The sequence below is a fragment of the Streptomyces sp. BK022 genome, assembly GCF_004217355.1.
Taxonomy (GTDB): domain Bacteria; phylum Actinomycetota; class Actinomycetes; order Streptomycetales; family Streptomycetaceae; genus Streptomyces; species Streptomyces griseoluteus.
Genome location: NZ_SHKU01000002.1, coordinates 448,648 through 462,595 on the forward strand (window position 1 = coordinate 448,648; position 13,948 = coordinate 462,595).

General features: G+C 70.6%; 13 protein-coding genes. 9 read left to right on the plus strand and 4 right to left on the minus strand.

Annotated features, from left to right (window positions below; all coding sequences use genetic code 11):
• Positions 1 to 89: 89 nt before the first annotated feature.
• Positions 90 to 584 (minus strand): MarR family transcriptional regulator, encoded by a 495-nt coding sequence (locus tag EV284_RS08155; RefSeq protein ID WP_207229003.1) that lies wholly within the window; start codon positions 582 to 584, stop codon positions 90 to 92.
• Between the two features lie 165 nt (positions 585 to 749).
• On the opposite strand from EV284_RS08155, the gene ilvA reads away from it, so the two are divergent.
• Positions 750 to 1,979: a threonine ammonia-lyase gene (gene ilvA, locus EV284_RS08160; protein WP_130331812.1), complete on the plus strand. Its 1,230-nt coding sequence runs from the start codon at positions 750 to 752 to the stop codon at positions 1,977 to 1,979.
• Between the two features lie 52 nt (positions 1,980 to 2,031).
• Here ilvA and greA read toward each other — a convergent pair whose 3' ends face one another.
• Together greA and EV284_RS08170 are read right to left on the minus strand one after the other, a co-directional pair.
• Positions 2,032 to 2,532: a transcription elongation factor GreA gene (gene greA / locus EV284_RS08165; RefSeq protein WP_130331814.1), complete on the minus strand. Its 501-nt coding sequence runs from the start codon at positions 2,530 to 2,532 to the stop codon at positions 2,032 to 2,034.
• A 171-nt stretch (positions 2,533 to 2,703) separates the two neighbouring features.
• Positions 2,704 to 3,102, minus strand: a complete 399-nt coding sequence (locus EV284_RS08170) for a DUF4307 domain-containing protein (protein ID WP_130331816.1) — start codon at positions 3,100 to 3,102, stop codon at positions 2,704 to 2,706.
• A gap of 178 nt (positions 3,103 to 3,280) precedes the next feature.
• Here EV284_RS08170 and mca point away from each other — a divergent pair, with 178 nt between their 5' ends.
• Positions 3,281 to 4,141 (plus strand): mycothiol conjugate amidase Mca, encoded by an 861-nt coding sequence (gene mca / locus EV284_RS08175; RefSeq protein WP_207229004.1) that lies wholly within the window; start codon positions 3,281 to 3,283, stop codon positions 4,139 to 4,141.
• Entirely contained in the window at positions 4,134 to 4,373 is a 240-nt protein-coding gene (locus EV284_RS08180) for a hypothetical protein (RefSeq protein WP_078873247.1), read from the plus strand. Before mca ends, EV284_RS08180 begins: the two co-directional genes overlap by 8 nt.
• Positions 4,374 to 4,439: 66 nt before the next feature.
• Here the strand turns inward: EV284_RS08180 and EV284_RS08185 are convergent, their stop codons facing one another.
• Complete coding sequence (locus EV284_RS08185) at positions 4,440 to 7,643, minus strand: tetratricopeptide repeat protein (RefSeq protein ID WP_130331820.1); 3,204 nt, start codon at positions 7,641 to 7,643, stop codon at positions 4,440 to 4,442.
• Positions 7,644 to 8,176: 533 nt separating this feature from the next.
• Here EV284_RS08185 and EV284_RS08190 point away from each other — a divergent pair.
• The 6 genes from EV284_RS08190 (at position 8,177) to argE (ending at position 13,933) form a co-directional block, all read left to right on the plus strand.
• A complete protein-coding gene (locus tag EV284_RS08190; RefSeq protein ID WP_130331822.1) occupies positions 8,177 to 8,965 on the plus strand; it encodes a response regulator transcription factor in 789 nt (262 codons plus the stop codon).
• Positions 8,966 to 9,060: 95 nt separating this feature from the next.
• Positions 9,061 to 9,726: a ScbR family autoregulator-binding transcription factor gene (locus tag EV284_RS08195; protein ID WP_130331824.1), complete on the plus strand. Its 666-nt coding sequence runs from the start codon at positions 9,061 to 9,063 to the stop codon at positions 9,724 to 9,726.
• A 480-nt stretch (positions 9,727 to 10,206) separates the two neighbouring features.
• Entirely contained in the window at positions 10,207 to 11,115 is a 909-nt protein-coding gene (locus EV284_RS08200) for a hypothetical protein (protein ID WP_130331826.1), read from the plus strand.
• Between the two features lie 59 nt (positions 11,116 to 11,174).
• Positions 11,175 to 11,699, plus strand: coding sequence for a GNAT family N-acetyltransferase (locus tag EV284_RS08205; RefSeq protein ID WP_130331828.1), 525 nt, complete (start codon positions 11,175 to 11,177; stop codon positions 11,697 to 11,699).
• Positions 11,696 to 12,622, plus strand: coding sequence for a TauD/TfdA family dioxygenase (locus EV284_RS08210; protein ID WP_130331830.1), 927 nt, complete (start codon positions 11,696 to 11,698; stop codon positions 12,620 to 12,622). Before EV284_RS08205 ends, EV284_RS08210 begins: the two co-directional genes overlap by 4 nt.
• A gap of 114 nt (positions 12,623 to 12,736) precedes the next feature.
• Positions 12,737 to 13,933, plus strand: a complete 1,197-nt coding sequence (argE, locus tag EV284_RS08215; RefSeq protein ID WP_130331832.1) for an acetylornithine deacetylase — start codon at positions 12,737 to 12,739, stop codon at positions 13,931 to 13,933.
• Positions 13,934 to 13,948 lie beyond the last annotated feature (15 nt).

The window sequence follows — 13,948 nt, forward strand, 5'->3', positions numbered from 1 at the left end:
GAAGAACCTCCGGGACCCCGGCACGCGGGGCCCGGTCTCATATGAGGCCCGAGGCGGCCCGGGGGTCAAGAGCCGCGTCGGGGCCGCCTTCAGGAGGCGGCGGGCGGCTGCGGCTGGACGGCCATGCGCGCGGACAGCGCGGTGTTGAACCGGCTGAGCAGATCGCAGAAGCTCTCGCGCTCGGCCGGTGTCCACTCCCCGGTCAGCTCGGCCATCAACTGGCGTCTGGAAGCCCGTACTTCCGCCAGCCGCGTGGCCCCGCGCGGGGACAGCTGGAGCACCACCGCGCGCCCGTCCTCGGGGTGCGAGGTGCGCTTGACCAGGCCCGCGTCCACCAGCGGGGCCACCTGCCGGGTCACCGTGGAGGAGTCGATGCCCATGCTCGCGGCGAGCGCCTTGACGCCCATCGGGCCCTCGTTGTCGAGGCGGTTGAGCAGCAGATAGGCGGCGCGGTCCATGGAGTTGCGCACCTGCCCGACCCCGCCGAGCCGCGTCTGTTCGGCGCGGCGCGCGAACACCGCCACCTCGTGCTGGAGGGTGTCCAGCAGACCGCTGTCACCGACGGTTGTCATGTCCATCGACATATCAGGTGTTGTGGGCATGGCCGGAGGCTCGCTTCAGAGAGTGGCTGCTGGGTTGGGGGACAGGGTACGCGGCCCGGCGGCGGCCCGTACGGGGGCTGGGGAAACCGGTGCGCGCGGGCGCGGGGGCGGGCGCCGCACGCGCGCCCGGACTGCGAGACTTGGGGCATGAGCTACCGCACGGCCCACCCCTTGCGCTCCGTGACCCTCGACGACGTGCGCGGAGCACAGAAGATGCTCTCGGGGGTGGCCCGCACGACCGCCCTGGAGAGCAGCAGGCACCTCTCCCGCACGGTGGGCGCGCCGGTGCACCTGAAGTGCGAGAACCTCCAGCGGACGGGCTCGTTCAAGCTCCGCGGCGCCTACGTGCGCATCGCCGGGCTGCTGCCGGAGGAGCGGGCCGCCGGAGTGGTCGCCGCCAGCGCCGGGAACCACGCCCAGGGCGTCGCGCTCGCCTCCTCCCTGCTGGGCGTGGACTCCACCGTCTTCATGCCGCAGGGCGCCCCGCTGCCCAAGGTGAGCGCCACGCGCGAGTACGGCGCCCAGGTGCGCCTGCACGGCCAGGTCGTGGACGAGGCGCTCGCGGCGGCCGAGGAGTACGCGGCCAGGACGGGCGCGGTGTTCATCCACCCCTTCGACCACCCCGACATCATCGCGGGCCAGGGCACGGTCGGGCTGGAGATCCTGGAGCAGTGCCCGGAGGTCGGCACGATCGTCGTCGGCATGGGCGGTGGGGGGCTCGCGGCCGGGATCGCCGTGGCGGTGAAGTCGGTACGGCCCGACGTGCGGATCATCGGGGTGCAGGCCGAGGGCGCCGCCGCCTACCCGCCCTCACTGGCCGCCGGGTATCCGGTGACCGTGGGCAGCCCGACGACGATGGCCGACGGGATCAAGGTCGGTACGCCCGGCCCGGTGCCGTTCGGGCTCGTGGAGGAGCTGGTCGACGAGGTGCGCACGGTCAGCGAGGACCAGCTCTCGGCCGCGCTGCTGCTGTGCCTGGAGCGGGCCAAGCTGGTGGTGGAACCGGCGGGCGCCAGCCCGGTCGCCGCGCTGCTGGCCGACCCCGGCGGCTTCTCGGGGCCGGTGGTCGCGGTGCTGTCCGGCGGCAATGTCGATCCGGTGCTGCTCCAGCGGGTGCTGCGGCACGGCATGGCCGCGCAGGGGCGCTACCTCGCGGTCCGGCTGCGGCTCACCGACCGCCCCGGCGCCCTCGCGACCCTGCTCGGCGTGCTCTCGGCCGCCGACGCCAACGTGCTCGACGTCAGCCACATCCGCACCGACCCGCGCCTCGGCCTCAGCGAGGCGGAGGTGGAACTGCACCTGGAGACCCAGGGCCCCGCCCACCGCGCCGAAGTGACCACCGCGCTGCGGGAGTCGGGGTACGTGATCATCGACTGAGGCCCCCGGTGCCGCGAGGGCACCGGGGGCCGGTCGGGAGAAGAAGCCGGGGTCAGCCCGAGTACGGCTCGGCCTTGAGGATCTTCACCGTGGCCTTCTTGCCGTTCGGCAGCTCGTACTCCGCGTCCTCGCCGACCTTGTGGCCGATCACGCCCGAGCCGAGCGGGGACTGCGGCGAGTACGTCTCGACGTCGGAACTGGCGTACTCGCGAGAGGCGAGCAGGAAGGTCATCGTGTCGTCCTCGTCGCCGTCGAAGGCGATCGTGACGACCATGCCCGGAGCAACGGTCCCGTCGGTGGAGACAGGGGCCTCGCCCACCTGGGCGTTCTCCAGGAGCTGGGTGAGCTGGCGCACGCGCAGCTCCTGCTTGCCCTGCTCCTCCTTGGCCGCGTGGTACCCGCCGTTCTCGCGCAGGTCGCCCTCCTCGCGCGCAGCCGCGATCTTGGCCGCGATCTCCGTGCGCGCAGGACCAGTAAGGTACTCAAGCTCGTCCTTGAGCTTGTTGTACGCCTCCTGGGTCAGCCAGGTGACGTTCTCGCTGGTCTGGGTCACAGGGTGCTCCTCGTCGGTACTGGGGATACAAAGCATCGCCCTACCCAGAAGCATGTTCTCTCTTGGATGGGCGAAACCACGAGCCTAACAATTCAGGGGCGAAAGGGGGAGGACATAAGCCATCAGAATCGCATCGGAGCAGGTCACGCCGTACGCGTTCCGGGTGAGACCTCAGCCCGCGTGGCAGCCCAGCAGTTCGGCGGTGCCGCCCTTGGCGGTCGTACGCAGCGTGACGACCCGGTCGACCCGCGTGTCCGGCCCGGAGAAGCGGAAGTCGGCCCGGCCGACCTCGGCCCCGTCGGCCGACTGGGAGCGCAGCGTGCAGTAGCCGTCGACGCCGGCGTCCCGGTGGACCTCCAGGTGCACCCGGACCGCGTGGTCGGTGGCCTGGAAGGTGATGACCTGGGCGCTGATCTCGTTCTTGGCGACGTAGTGGTAGGCGAAGTAGCCGACCAGCGCGAGCAGGGCCGCGCCCAGCACCGCGCCGAGGATCTTGAGGCGGTGGTCGGCACGCTCGTCCGAGGAGCGGCCGTAGCGGCCCTCGGGCAGCCGCGTGCTCGCCGTAGCCATGATCGTCCTCTCCGCGGAATTATTCGCCCCCCGATTCGGTCACTATAGAAGCCTGCCGCCCGCCCTCCGACCGCCGCCCCATGGACGACGTGCCTCAGGCACGGCACCCGTTGACTGCCCCACCGACCGCGGGGCGCCGACCAACAAGGAACGAGTCTTGACTGACCAGCTGCGACTGATGGCCGTCCACGCGCACCCCGACGACGAGTCGAGCAAGGGCGCGGCCACCATGGCGAAGTACGTGTCCGACGGGGTGGACGTGCTGGTGGTGACCTGCACCGGTGGAGAGCGCGGTTCCATCCTCAACCCCAAGCTCCAGGGCGACGCGTACATCGAGGAGCACATCCACGAGGTGCGCAAGAAGGAGATGGACGAGGCCCGCGAGATCCTCGGGGTCAAGCAGGAGTGGCTCGGCTTCGTCGACTCCGGTCTGCCCGAGGGCGACCCGCTGCCCCCGCTGCCCGAGGGCTGCTTCGCGCTGGAGGACGTCGGCAAGGCGGCCGGCGAGCTGGTCCGCAAGATCCGCGCGTTCCGCCCGCAGGTGATCACCACCTACGACGAGAACGGCGGCTACCCGCACCCCGACCACATCATGACCCACAAGATCTCGATGGTGGCGTTCGAGGGCGCGGCGGACACCGAGAAGTACCCGGAGGCGGAGTTCGGTCCCGCCTACCAGCCGCAGAAGCTCTACTACAACCAGGGCTTCAACCGCCCCCGCACCGAGGCCCTGCACCAGGCGATGCTGGACAGCGGGCTGGAGTCGCCGTACGCGGACTGGCTCAAGCGCTGGAAGGAGTTCGAGCGGGTCGAGCGCACGCTGACCACGCACGTGCCGTGCGCGGACTTCTTCGAGATCCGGGACAAGGCGCTGATCGCGCACGCCACCCAGATCGACCCCGACGGCGGCTGGTTCAAGGTCCCGATGGAGCTGCAGAAGAAGGTCTGGCCCACCGAGGAATACGAGCTGGCGAAGTCCCTCGTGGACACCTCCCTCCCCGAGGACGACCTCTTCGCGGGCATCCGGGACAATGCCTGACATGAGCGCAAGCGTGAGCCTCGCAGTGACGCATCTCGTCCCTCTCGCCAAGGAGATCGACGAGAACAAGGTCACCCCCGGTGTCCTCGGCTTCATCGTGTTCGCGGTGATGGCCCTGGCCGTCTGGGGGCTGATGAAGTCCATGAGCAAGCACATGGGCAAGGTCGACTTCAAGGAGGCGCCCGCCGAGGGCGAGACCTCCGCCACGAAGACCGAGTCCCGGCAGGGCTGACCCCGCCGGGCGGAACCCACCGACGGGCGCGACCGGAACTCCGGCCGCGCCCCGCCGGTGCCTGGCTCACCCCTTGTCCGGCACCGGCACCCCCAGCACATCGCGGGCGTGCCGGTCCGGGGTCATGCGCAGCCGCCACGCCTGCCAGCCCGACTCCAGGCTCACGCCCCGCTCCAGCAGCAGGGCGTACGCAGGTGCGCAGTCGGTGAGCCGCTCGTCGCGCGCGGGATGCGTGGCGCGGACCAGGCGGGCCAGCTCCTCCTGCGCGACCGCCGTGCCCACCTCGGTGCCGCCCGGCGCCGCGTACGGCAGCAGGGTGCAGCGCAGGAACCGCGCCCAGTCCTCACCGCGCCGGTCGCCGTAGGCGGTGAACAGGGTGAGCGCCTCGTCGCACAGGGCCAGCGCCTGCCCGGTGCGCTCGTTGCCCGCGTCCACCACCGCCAGCTCCAGGCAGGTCCACGCCTCGCCGTGGGGCACCCCGACCCGCTGGAAGTCGGCGCGGGCGTCGACCAGCAACTGGCGGGCGAACCCGGAGTTGCGCAGCGAGCCGGTCTGCGCGGCCCGCTGGTCGCGGGTCACCCGGGCCGAGTGGTGCCGGGCGCAGGCCAGCCCGTACACGTCCCGCATCCGGGAGAACATCGTGCGCGAGCGCTCCAGCTCCCGCACCGCCCGGTCCAGGTCGCCGGTCTCCTCCAGCGCCTGCCCCAGGTGGTACAGCGTCCACGCCTCGCCGCGCGCGTCCTCGTTGTCCCGGTGCCTGACGGCCGCCTGGCGCAGCCTTTCCACGGCGGGCGCCGCGTCCCCGTCGACCAGCCGGGCCCGCGCGAGCTGGGTCAGCGCCCAGGCCTCGCCGCGCGCGTCGCGGGTGCGCCCGTACCGCTCCAGCGCGGCCCGCAGCTCGTCCTCCGCGCGGGGTACGTCGCCCAGGCACAGGGCGAGCTGGCCGAGCTGGTAGTGGGCCCACGCCTCGCCGTGCACCGAGCCGCCCGCCCGGTGCAGCACCAGCGAGCGCTTCAGCAGGTCCAGTGCCTCCGGCAGGCGGGCCCGGTCGCGCTGCACGGCGGCCAGCGCGTGCATGGTCCAGGCGCGGTCGGTGGCGAGCTGCGGGGGCGCCTGGAGGTCCAGCGCCTCCTGCAGCTTGGCCGCGGCCTCGGTCAGGTTGCCCTGGTGGTGCAGGGTGATGCCGAGCGAGCACAGGGCACGGGCGGCGCCCGCGTCGTGGTGCGCCTCCCGGTACAGGTCCACCACCGAGGCCAGCGTGGTGCGCGCCTTGTCCAGCTCACCGAGCTGCCGGGCCGCGATACCGGTACGCCACTGCACCGAGCGCACCAGCAGCCCCTCGTCCACGGCCTGCGCCAGCTCGTTGATCTCCCCGAGCCGGTACAGGTCACCGCGCAGCAGGCAGTAGTCGCACAGCGCGCCCAGCAGGTTCAGCACCGCGCCCTGGTCCACGCCCTCGGCCTGGCGCAGGGTGGCCGTGATGAAGCTGGTCTCGTCGTCCAGCCAGCGCAGCGCCTCCTCCAGCGAGACGAAGCCGTGCGAACCGAACCGGTCCGACCGCGTCGACATGTTGCCGTCGACCAGGCGGAGCACCGAGTCGGCCAGCTCGGCGTAGTTGACGATCAGCCGTTCCTGCGCCGCCGTGCGCTCGGCCTGCTCCTCCTCGTCCAGCAGCCGTGCCCCGGCGAAGGCGCGGACCAGGTGGTGCAACCGGTACCGGTCGCCGCGCACATGGTCCAGCAGTCCGGCGCGGGCCAGCGCGGCCAGGTGCCGCCCCGCCTCCTCCTCGCCGGTGCCCAGCAGCGCGGCGGCCGCCGCCACGCCCAGCGAGGCCCGGCCGGCCAGCGCGAGCCGGCGCAGCAGCCGGCGGGCGGGGTCGGGCTGGTCGGAGTAGCGCAGCCACAGCGCGCGCTCCACCGGCCCGACGGGACCGTACGCGGCGAGGTCCGCCGCCAGCCCGCTCGCCGAGCGGGCTCCGAGCGCCGAGCCCGCGCAGCGCAGGGCCAGCGGCAGCCCGCCGCACAACTCGGCGATCCGGGCGGTGGATTCGGCGTCGTGGGGGTGGTCGGAGTTCTGGGCGGAGGCGGTCAGCAGCTCCTGGGCACCGGCCGCGTCCAGCGCCTCGACGGGCAGGTGGTGCACCCAGGCGGGCAGGTCCGCGGCCAGCTCCAGCGGGGTGCGGGAGGTGACCAGGACCAGGCTGTCGGAGCGCTCCGGGATCAGCGCGCGCACCTGTGCCGGGTCGGAGACGTCGTCCAGCACGATGGTGACCGGCAGCCCGGCCAGGTGCTGGTGGTACAGCTCGCCGAGCCGTTTGACCTGCTGCTCGGTGGAGGAGTGCTCGCGGAACAGCAACTGCTCGCGGGGCGCGCCGAGCCGGTTCAGCAGGTGCAGCAGGGCGTCGCGGGTGGGCAGCGGACGGGTCTCGCGGCCGTCCCCGCGCAGGTCGACGACGACCGCGCCCCGGAAGTGGTCCCGCAGCTCGTGCGCCGCCCGTACGGCGAGCGTGGTGCGGCCCGAGCCCGGCTCACCGTGCAGGACGACGACCGTCGGCCGGGTCTCCGATTCCGCGCGGGCGGCCCGCGTCCACTGTCCGATCCGCGCCAGCTCCTCCGTGCGGCCCGCGAACAGGTCCGCCGGCTCGGGGAGTTGGCCGAAGGACTGCTCCAGCACGGTCCGGCGCCGGGCCGCCGCGCTCTTGTCCGCGCCGCGCAGTGCCGGGCCGGTCCTCCTGCCCGGCGCGGTGGAGGCGGCGAGTATCCGCTGCTGGTCCAGGAAGGGGCGGATGCCGCGCACCTCCAGCGCGGTGAGCCACTGCAGCCGCAACTGCTCGGGGCCGCCGGGCTGGCTCGCCGCGCCCTTGCGGTGGTGGGCGGCGGGCAGATGCGTACCGGCCACCTTCACCACCGTGGCGGCGGCCCCGGCGACACCCACGACGACGCCCGCGCCGAGCGCGGTGCCCGCACCGGTGCCGAGCGACAGGTCGGCGACGGCCGCGGCGACCGCCGCGACGGCGGCCACCAGTAGCGGGGTGCCCGCCCCCTCGCGGGCGTAGCGCCGGCCGAAGCTGAGCCGGTCCGCCTCGGACTCGTCGAGCGCGCGGGTGTACGCGGCGTACTCCTCCGCCGCCGCCCCCGCCATCACGTCCAGCGCGGCACGCGCCCGCGTGAGCAGCAGCTGCCCGTCGGCCCGCCCGCCCGACCGCCGCACCTCCTCCTCCACCGCCCGCACCACGAGCCGCTCGGCCGCTTCCCGATGCCCGTCCCGCATACGTCCCCCTCCCCGCCAACTCCTGTGCGCAACAGTGTGCTTCGGGGGAGAGGGGAGCGCGAGGGGCCGGGGGTGAGGAGCGCGGCGTGGACGAGCAGGCTTCCCGTCTCCGTGAACAGCGCGTGGGCGCGCGGCCATTGGGCCCGGACCGTGGACGAATCCACGGTTCAGGGAGGTGGCGAGATCCGCACCGTTCCTCCACTCGACGGAACGTGTGGAGGACCACATGAAGGTAGATCGATCTGTTCTTCGGGTAAGGATTCTTCAGAAACAGTCCAAGCTGTCTGCTTCCGTTGTCTGGAACGCCGCCTGGTCGTAATCGTCAGTGGGCGAGGGTTTACCCTCCGCTGCGTCCCGAAGGCTCGAATGGTCCCGCTTAAACACCGTTTGCTGGTTCGGTTCGTCACATCTGCCCCGACTGTGGCTTCGTCACAGCGTGTCGGTAACTCGTTGACAAACCGACAGGCCAGTCTTTTACTGTCTCCGGCAGTGAGCGGCGTAGGGGTGCGGGAGCGTGCTCAAGGAGGGGCCAGATGAGCCAGCAGGTCGTGGGCTGCGGGGGATTACACGGGAAGCAGCTCTGCACCAAGTTCACCGCCGAGGTCGACACGACGCCCCCTTCCCGGACCGGGATCGACCGGGGCGAGGGGGACGGCAGGGGGGCGCAGGTACTGGTCGTGGAGAGCGAGCAGGGCGCCGCCGAAAGCCTGGTGCAGGAGCTGCGGCGGCACGGCTATCCGGCCGAGAGCGTGTCCACCGGCGCGGCCGCGCTGCGCGAGTACCAGGGCGTCGATCTGATCCTCCTCGACCTCGATCTGCCCGATCTGGACGGTCTGGAGGTGTGCCGGAGGATCCGGGCCGCCAACGACGTGCCGATCATCACCGTGACCGCGCGCAGTTCCGAACTCGACTGCGTGCTGGGGTTGCAGGCCGGCTCCGACGACTACGTGGTCAAGCCGTTCGGGCTGCGGGAGCTGATGGCGCGGATGGAGGCCGTCCTGCGCAGGGCGCGCCGCCGCCGGCCGGTGGGGCCGGTCGTCACGTACGGGCCGCTCCATCTGGACTCCGCCAAGCGCCAGCTGCTTCTGGAGGGGCGGCTGGTGGATCTGACCCCGAAGGAATTCGATCTGCTGTACCAGCTTGTTTCCCAGCCCGATGTGACCCTTTCCCGGCGCCAATTGATGAGTGAGGTGTGGGACGACGACTGGTCGCACCGAGGGCGCACCATAGACACCCATGTCAGCAGTATCAGAGGCAAACTGGGGTCCAGTAGCTGGATAGTGACGGTGCGCGGGATCGGCTTCCGTCTCGGTCATCCCTAGGGAATTGCCCCCTGGTGGACCTGGTCGGCGCTCGGTCGACCGCATATAGTGCAGGCCGGTCTGCTTGGTTTTTGACTATAGGCATAGTGGGTGGGATGGCTACACAGGAGCGTGGTATCAGATCGAGGCGTTCGATCCTGGAAGCCGCAGCGGATGTGTTCGGCGAACGCGGCTATGACGCGGCGAGCACGAACGAGATTCTCGCCAGGGCCGGACTCACCAGGGGCGCCCTTTATCACCATTTCCCCTCCAAGGAAGCGATCGCCGTGGCGCTCGTGGAGGCCCACAGTGAGGCACTCGTGGTGCCTCACCAGGAGGTGAGGCTCCAGGCGGTCATCGACCTCACCCTGAAGTTCGCCCAGCGGCTCCAGCGGGACCCGATCCTGCGCGCCAGCGTGCGGCTGGCCATCGAGCAATCGGCCTTCGCACCCCCCGCCCGTACCCCGTACATCCAGTCGATCACCGTGATCCAGGAGCTGCTGGAACAGGCGTGCCGGCAGGGTGAACTGCTGCCGGGCACGGATGCGGCCGAGGTCGCGGCGACCATCGTCGGCGCGTTCACCGGCCTGCAGGTGATGTCCCAGGTCTACAGCAACCGCGAGGATCTGCCCGCGCGCGTCTCGGCGCTGTGGCGGCTCGTGCTGCCCGGTCTCGCCTCTCCCGGGATCATCCCCCGGCTGCGTACCGGCGCCGTTCCCGAGGGCGGTACCGGACTGATCGAGAACTCCCTGCCGGCGGGAGGGGAATTCGCCCCTACATGAGGCCGGTCGCGCCGGGCAGCCGATGTGCCGGGGCCGAGGAGCATCAGCTCCTCGGCCCCGGCTTTTTTGTTTTCCCGAGGCCCTGGGCGGCGTTGCAGTACCCGCCGGGACGACGCTCCGATCAGCGATCTTGACAATTCTCTGACCTTCTCTGACCTTCTCTGAACAACCCTGACGTTACCGGTCGGTTATCTGCGGAGTGATGACGAACCCTGTATCGCGAGCCGTTGAACTCGGCCATGTTCACCTGTGATCATTTATTTGCGGCCAACGACAGGAGCGGGTCGCGGAATGAACCACTTTCCTGTGGTTCCCCCATGAACGAAGAAGTCCGTGGGGTTGTCACCGCCGATCGTGCCCGCCCGTGTCGTCTCGATAGGAAAACGTCTGCCCACTGACAAACCGCACGGCCAGTTCCGGTGAAGTGTGCGCAGTCTGACCTCGGCCCAGGAATCGAGCACATCACATGGGGAGACGGACATGATCAACTCTGATTTCGTCATCAGTGACGAGGATGTCACCAGCTTCCGGGACACCGGATTCCTCAAGCTCCGGAACATCTTCTCGCCGGACTTCGTCGAGCACATGAGGAAGCTCAGCAGCTCGGAGATAGCCCCGCCCGCCGACAACTACGGGTCCGGCTTCAGCAAGCTGAAGTACGACATCGGCAACGACGACGCCACCATCCTCGCCGCCATGGGAGACGCGACGTTCGGTGCCGCGATGAAGAAGCTCGTCGAGCAGCCGGTCTTCTTCACCCAGGGCCTCGGCTTCGAGCTGGAGAAGAACAAGAGCACCGGCTTCCCGTGGCACGTGGGCACCCAGAGCTTCGGCTTCCAGCGCCGGGAGGACGCCGGCTTCACCATCTGGACGCCGCTGTGCACCATCGACGCCGACGGCCAGCGCGGCGGCATGAAGTACGTGCCCAAGAACCTGCTCTCCGGCGAGTTCGTGTACCAGCACATCAACCTGCTGCCGGGCTACATGAAGGCCCGGATCGACGCGGGCGAGGAGCTGACGTACGACGACTTCAGCGTCCTGAAGAACACCCTGGTCAACTCCCCGCAGATGACGGACCTCCTGGACCACGTGGCGGTGGAGGACTCCTTCGAGCCCGGCGACGCGCTCATCTTCGACAAGTACGTCCTGCACCGCAGCGTGCGCCTCGGCGAGGGCCCGATCCCCTCCCGCCTCGCCTACGCCCTGCGCTTCTCCTCGGTCGACGCGCGCTACGACAAGTCCCGCGTGGAGGCGCTCGCCTACCCGCGCATCACCTTCAACTACGACGTCGGCAGCGACTTCAACGAGAAGGTCGCCTCCGTCGACGGCGAGCAGGTCTACGCGAGCTCGTACTTCGACGGCAGCCGCGAAGCCCGCACCATCGCCTGACCGCGCGGGACACCGATGCACCAGGCACGTCCGCTTCGGAAGGAACCAGGGCGGTGGACATGGCACAGAGCGCGGCCCCGCTGACCGTACGCCGGGCACAGGCGGCCGACAGCGGGCAGCTGGCGGAGATCGCACGGGGGGCCTACGGCAAGTACCTCGACGTGGTCGACGAACCGCCCGCCCCCATCCTGCTCGACTACGACCGGGTCGCCGCCGCCGGGCGCACCCATGTGGCCCACGTGGCCGACCGCATCCTCGGCATGGTGACGGTGGAGCCCGACGGCCCCTGGCTAATCCTGCGCAACCTGGCCGTACGGCCGGACCTCCAGGGCCAGGGGATCGGCAAGCGGCTCGTCACCCTCGTCGAGGACATGGCCCGCTCCTCGGGCCGGGACGGGGTCCGGCTGTGGACCCGGGCCGAGATGACCGACAACGTCGCCTTCTACCGGGCCCTCGGATACGTCCTCACCCACTCCGAGAAGAACGAACACGCGCACCGCGTCTTCTTCCGCAAGGAACTCGGCGGCGACACCGCCGGGGCGCGCGCCTCCCTTGACCGCAATGCACTGGAAGGACAGAAGTGACCACTGACTCCGGGGTCTACGCCGACCGTCTCGCCGGTACCTTCGCCGCCGAGGTGAAGGGGCTTCCCCTCACCGACCAGGTGATCGAGGACAAGGGCCGCGAGATCTTCGAGACCTACCTCGCCCACAAGGTCCTGGTCTTCCGCTCCCAGGACATCACGCCCAGCACCTTCGCCCGGTTCGGCACGATCTTCGGCCGCCCGGAAGAACATCACGTGGTCAAGCTCCGACACCCCGAGGAACCGACGCTCACCTACCTCTCCAACCAGAACGAGCCCGGCCGCAACAAGGAGATGAAGACCTCCGGGCAGGGGTGGCACTCGGACTACTCCTACAAGCTCGTCCCCGGCAGCGCCACCATGCTGCACGGCCTGGAGATACCCGAGAGCGGCGGCGACACCCTCTTCGCCGACGCGGAGGCCGCCTTCGCCGCGCTCCCCGAGGAGCGCAAGGAGCACCTGCGCACCCTCCGCGTACGCCACCAGTACCGCTGGTCGCCCGACCGCGAGGACCCGTGGGCGCGCTGGAAGTACATCGGCCCCGAGGAGCGCCGGCAGACGCCGGAGATCACCCACCCGCTGGTGCGCCGGCACCCGGACACCGGGCGCGAGACCCTCTTCCTCCAGCCGCGTGTCATCGGCAGCGTCATCGCGATCGACGGGATGCCGGAGGCGGAGAGCACCGCGCTCATCGAGGAGCTGATCGCTCACATCACGAGCGAGCCCTTCGTCTACCGCCACCGGTGGAACCCGCTGGACGTGGTCGTGTGGGACAACCGCTGCGTCCTGCACTCCGCCACCACCAAGGACCTCGACGAGCGGCACGTACGACGGCTGCTCCGGCTCACCACGCACGGCCAGCCCGTGACGCCCTCGAACCCGGAGACCGGCCACAGCCGCCTGTCGCCCACGTCGGCGGACTGAGGTCCGCCCCGGCACTCCCAGCCGGGAGCCGGCACTCCGCGAGCGCCCGCGACTCCCCGGAGTCCGGGCCCTCGCCCCTCCGACCGACCGCCCCGACCCGTCAGCGAGCCCCCCATGCCTTCAGGTATCCCCGTACGGTGTTCCGACAGCGAACTCTTCACCCACATGCTCGGCATCCTCGAGCGGCTGGTGGCCTTCGACACCACGAGCCACAAGTCGAACCTCGAACTCATCACTTACGTGCGGGGGTTGCTGGACGGCAACGGCATCACCAGTGAGCTGCACTGGAACGAGGACCGCACCAAGGCGAACCTGGTGGCCACGGCCGGACCCGGCGGCGGCCGGGACCGCGGCATCGTCTGGTCGGGTCACACCGACGTGGTGCCCGTGGACGGCCAGGAATGGTCCGGCGACCCCTTCACCCTGCGCACCACCGAGGACCGGGTGACCGGCCGGGGCACCGCCGACATGAAGGGCTTCATCGCCTGCTGCCTGGCCATCCTCTCCACCGCCGACCTCGCCCGGCTCACCACCCCCGTCACCCTCATGCTCACCTACGAGGAGGAGATCGGCTGCGTCGGCGCCCGGCACCTCGTCGAGGAACTGCGCACCTGGCGGGGGCGGGTCAGCGGCTGCATCGTCGGCGAGCCGACCGGCCTGGAGGTCGTGGTCGGCCACAAGGGCAAGCAGAACCACCGCTTCACCTTCACCGGCCGCCCCAAGCACGCGGCACTGGCCCCGCGGGAGCCGAACCCCGTCACGACCGCCGCCGCGCTGGCCGGCCACGCCCAGACCCTCAACGAGGGCTTCAGGAGCACCGGGCCGAGCGACGACCGCTTCGAGATCGACCACTCCTGGATCAACGTCGGCCGGATCGACGGCGGGGTCAAGCCCAACATCGTCCCCGAGAAGTGCGTGGTCGAGCTGGAGATCAGGAACGTTCCCGGCCACGACTGCGACGGCATCGCGGAACAACTCCGCGGCCACGCCACGGGTGAACTGCTCGACGCGATGCGCGCCAAGGCGCCGTACACCGACGTCGTCGCCGAACAGCTCTCCGACACCCCGTCGTTCGCCATCGACCCCGAGCACGACTTCGTCACCTTCGTCCGCAAGGCATTCGGTACGGACGGCGAGCCGCAGTACGTGCCGTTCGGCACCGAGGCGGGCCTGATCTGGGAGCACGCGGGTGTCCCCACGGTCGTGTGCGGTCCCGGCTTCATCACCGAGGCGCACACGCCGGACGAGTTCGTCGCCCTCGACCAGCTCCGGCGGTGTCTCGGCCTGCTGAAGTCCCTGCCCCTCGCCTGACCCGGCGCGACCCCG

What these genes read in the sequence shown, in the direction of transcription:
- EV284_RS08185 (WP_130331820.1), bottom strand. Translation starts at nt 7,643, where the DNA reads ATGCGGGACGGGCATCGGGAAGCGGCCGAGCGGCTCGTGGTGCGGGCG.
- EV284_RS08205 (WP_130331828.1), top strand. Translation starts at nt 11,175, where the DNA reads ATGGCACAGAGCGCGGCCCCGCTGACCGTACGCCGGGCACAGGCGGCC.
- EV284_RS08180 (WP_078873247.1), top strand. Translation starts at nt 4,134, where the DNA reads ATGCCTGACATGAGCGCAAGCGTGAGCCTCGCAGTGACGCATCTCGTC.
- ilvA (WP_130331812.1), top strand. Translation starts at nt 750, where the DNA reads ATGAGCTACCGCACGGCCCACCCCTTGCGCTCCGTGACCCTCGACGAC.
- EV284_RS08195 (WP_130331824.1), top strand. Translation starts at nt 9,061, where the DNA reads ATGGCTACACAGGAGCGTGGTATCAGATCGAGGCGTTCGATCCTGGAA.
- EV284_RS08155 (WP_207229003.1), bottom strand. Translation starts at nt 584, where the DNA reads ATGTCGATGGACATGACAACCGTCGGTGACAGCGGTCTGCTGGACACC.
- EV284_RS08190 (WP_130331822.1), top strand. Translation starts at nt 8,177, where the DNA reads ATGAGCCAGCAGGTCGTGGGCTGCGGGGGATTACACGGGAAGCAGCTC.
- mca (WP_207229004.1), top strand. Translation starts at nt 3,281, where the DNA reads ATGGCCGTCCACGCGCACCCCGACGACGAGTCGAGCAAGGGCGCGGCC.
- EV284_RS08170 (WP_130331816.1), bottom strand. Translation starts at nt 3,102, where the DNA reads ATGGCTACGGCGAGCACGCGGCTGCCCGAGGGCCGCTACGGCCGCTCC.
- EV284_RS08200 (WP_130331826.1), top strand. Translation starts at nt 10,207, where the DNA reads ATGATCAACTCTGATTTCGTCATCAGTGACGAGGATGTCACCAGCTTC.
- argE (WP_130331832.1), top strand. Translation starts at nt 12,737, where the DNA reads ATGCCTTCAGGTATCCCCGTACGGTGTTCCGACAGCGAACTCTTCACC.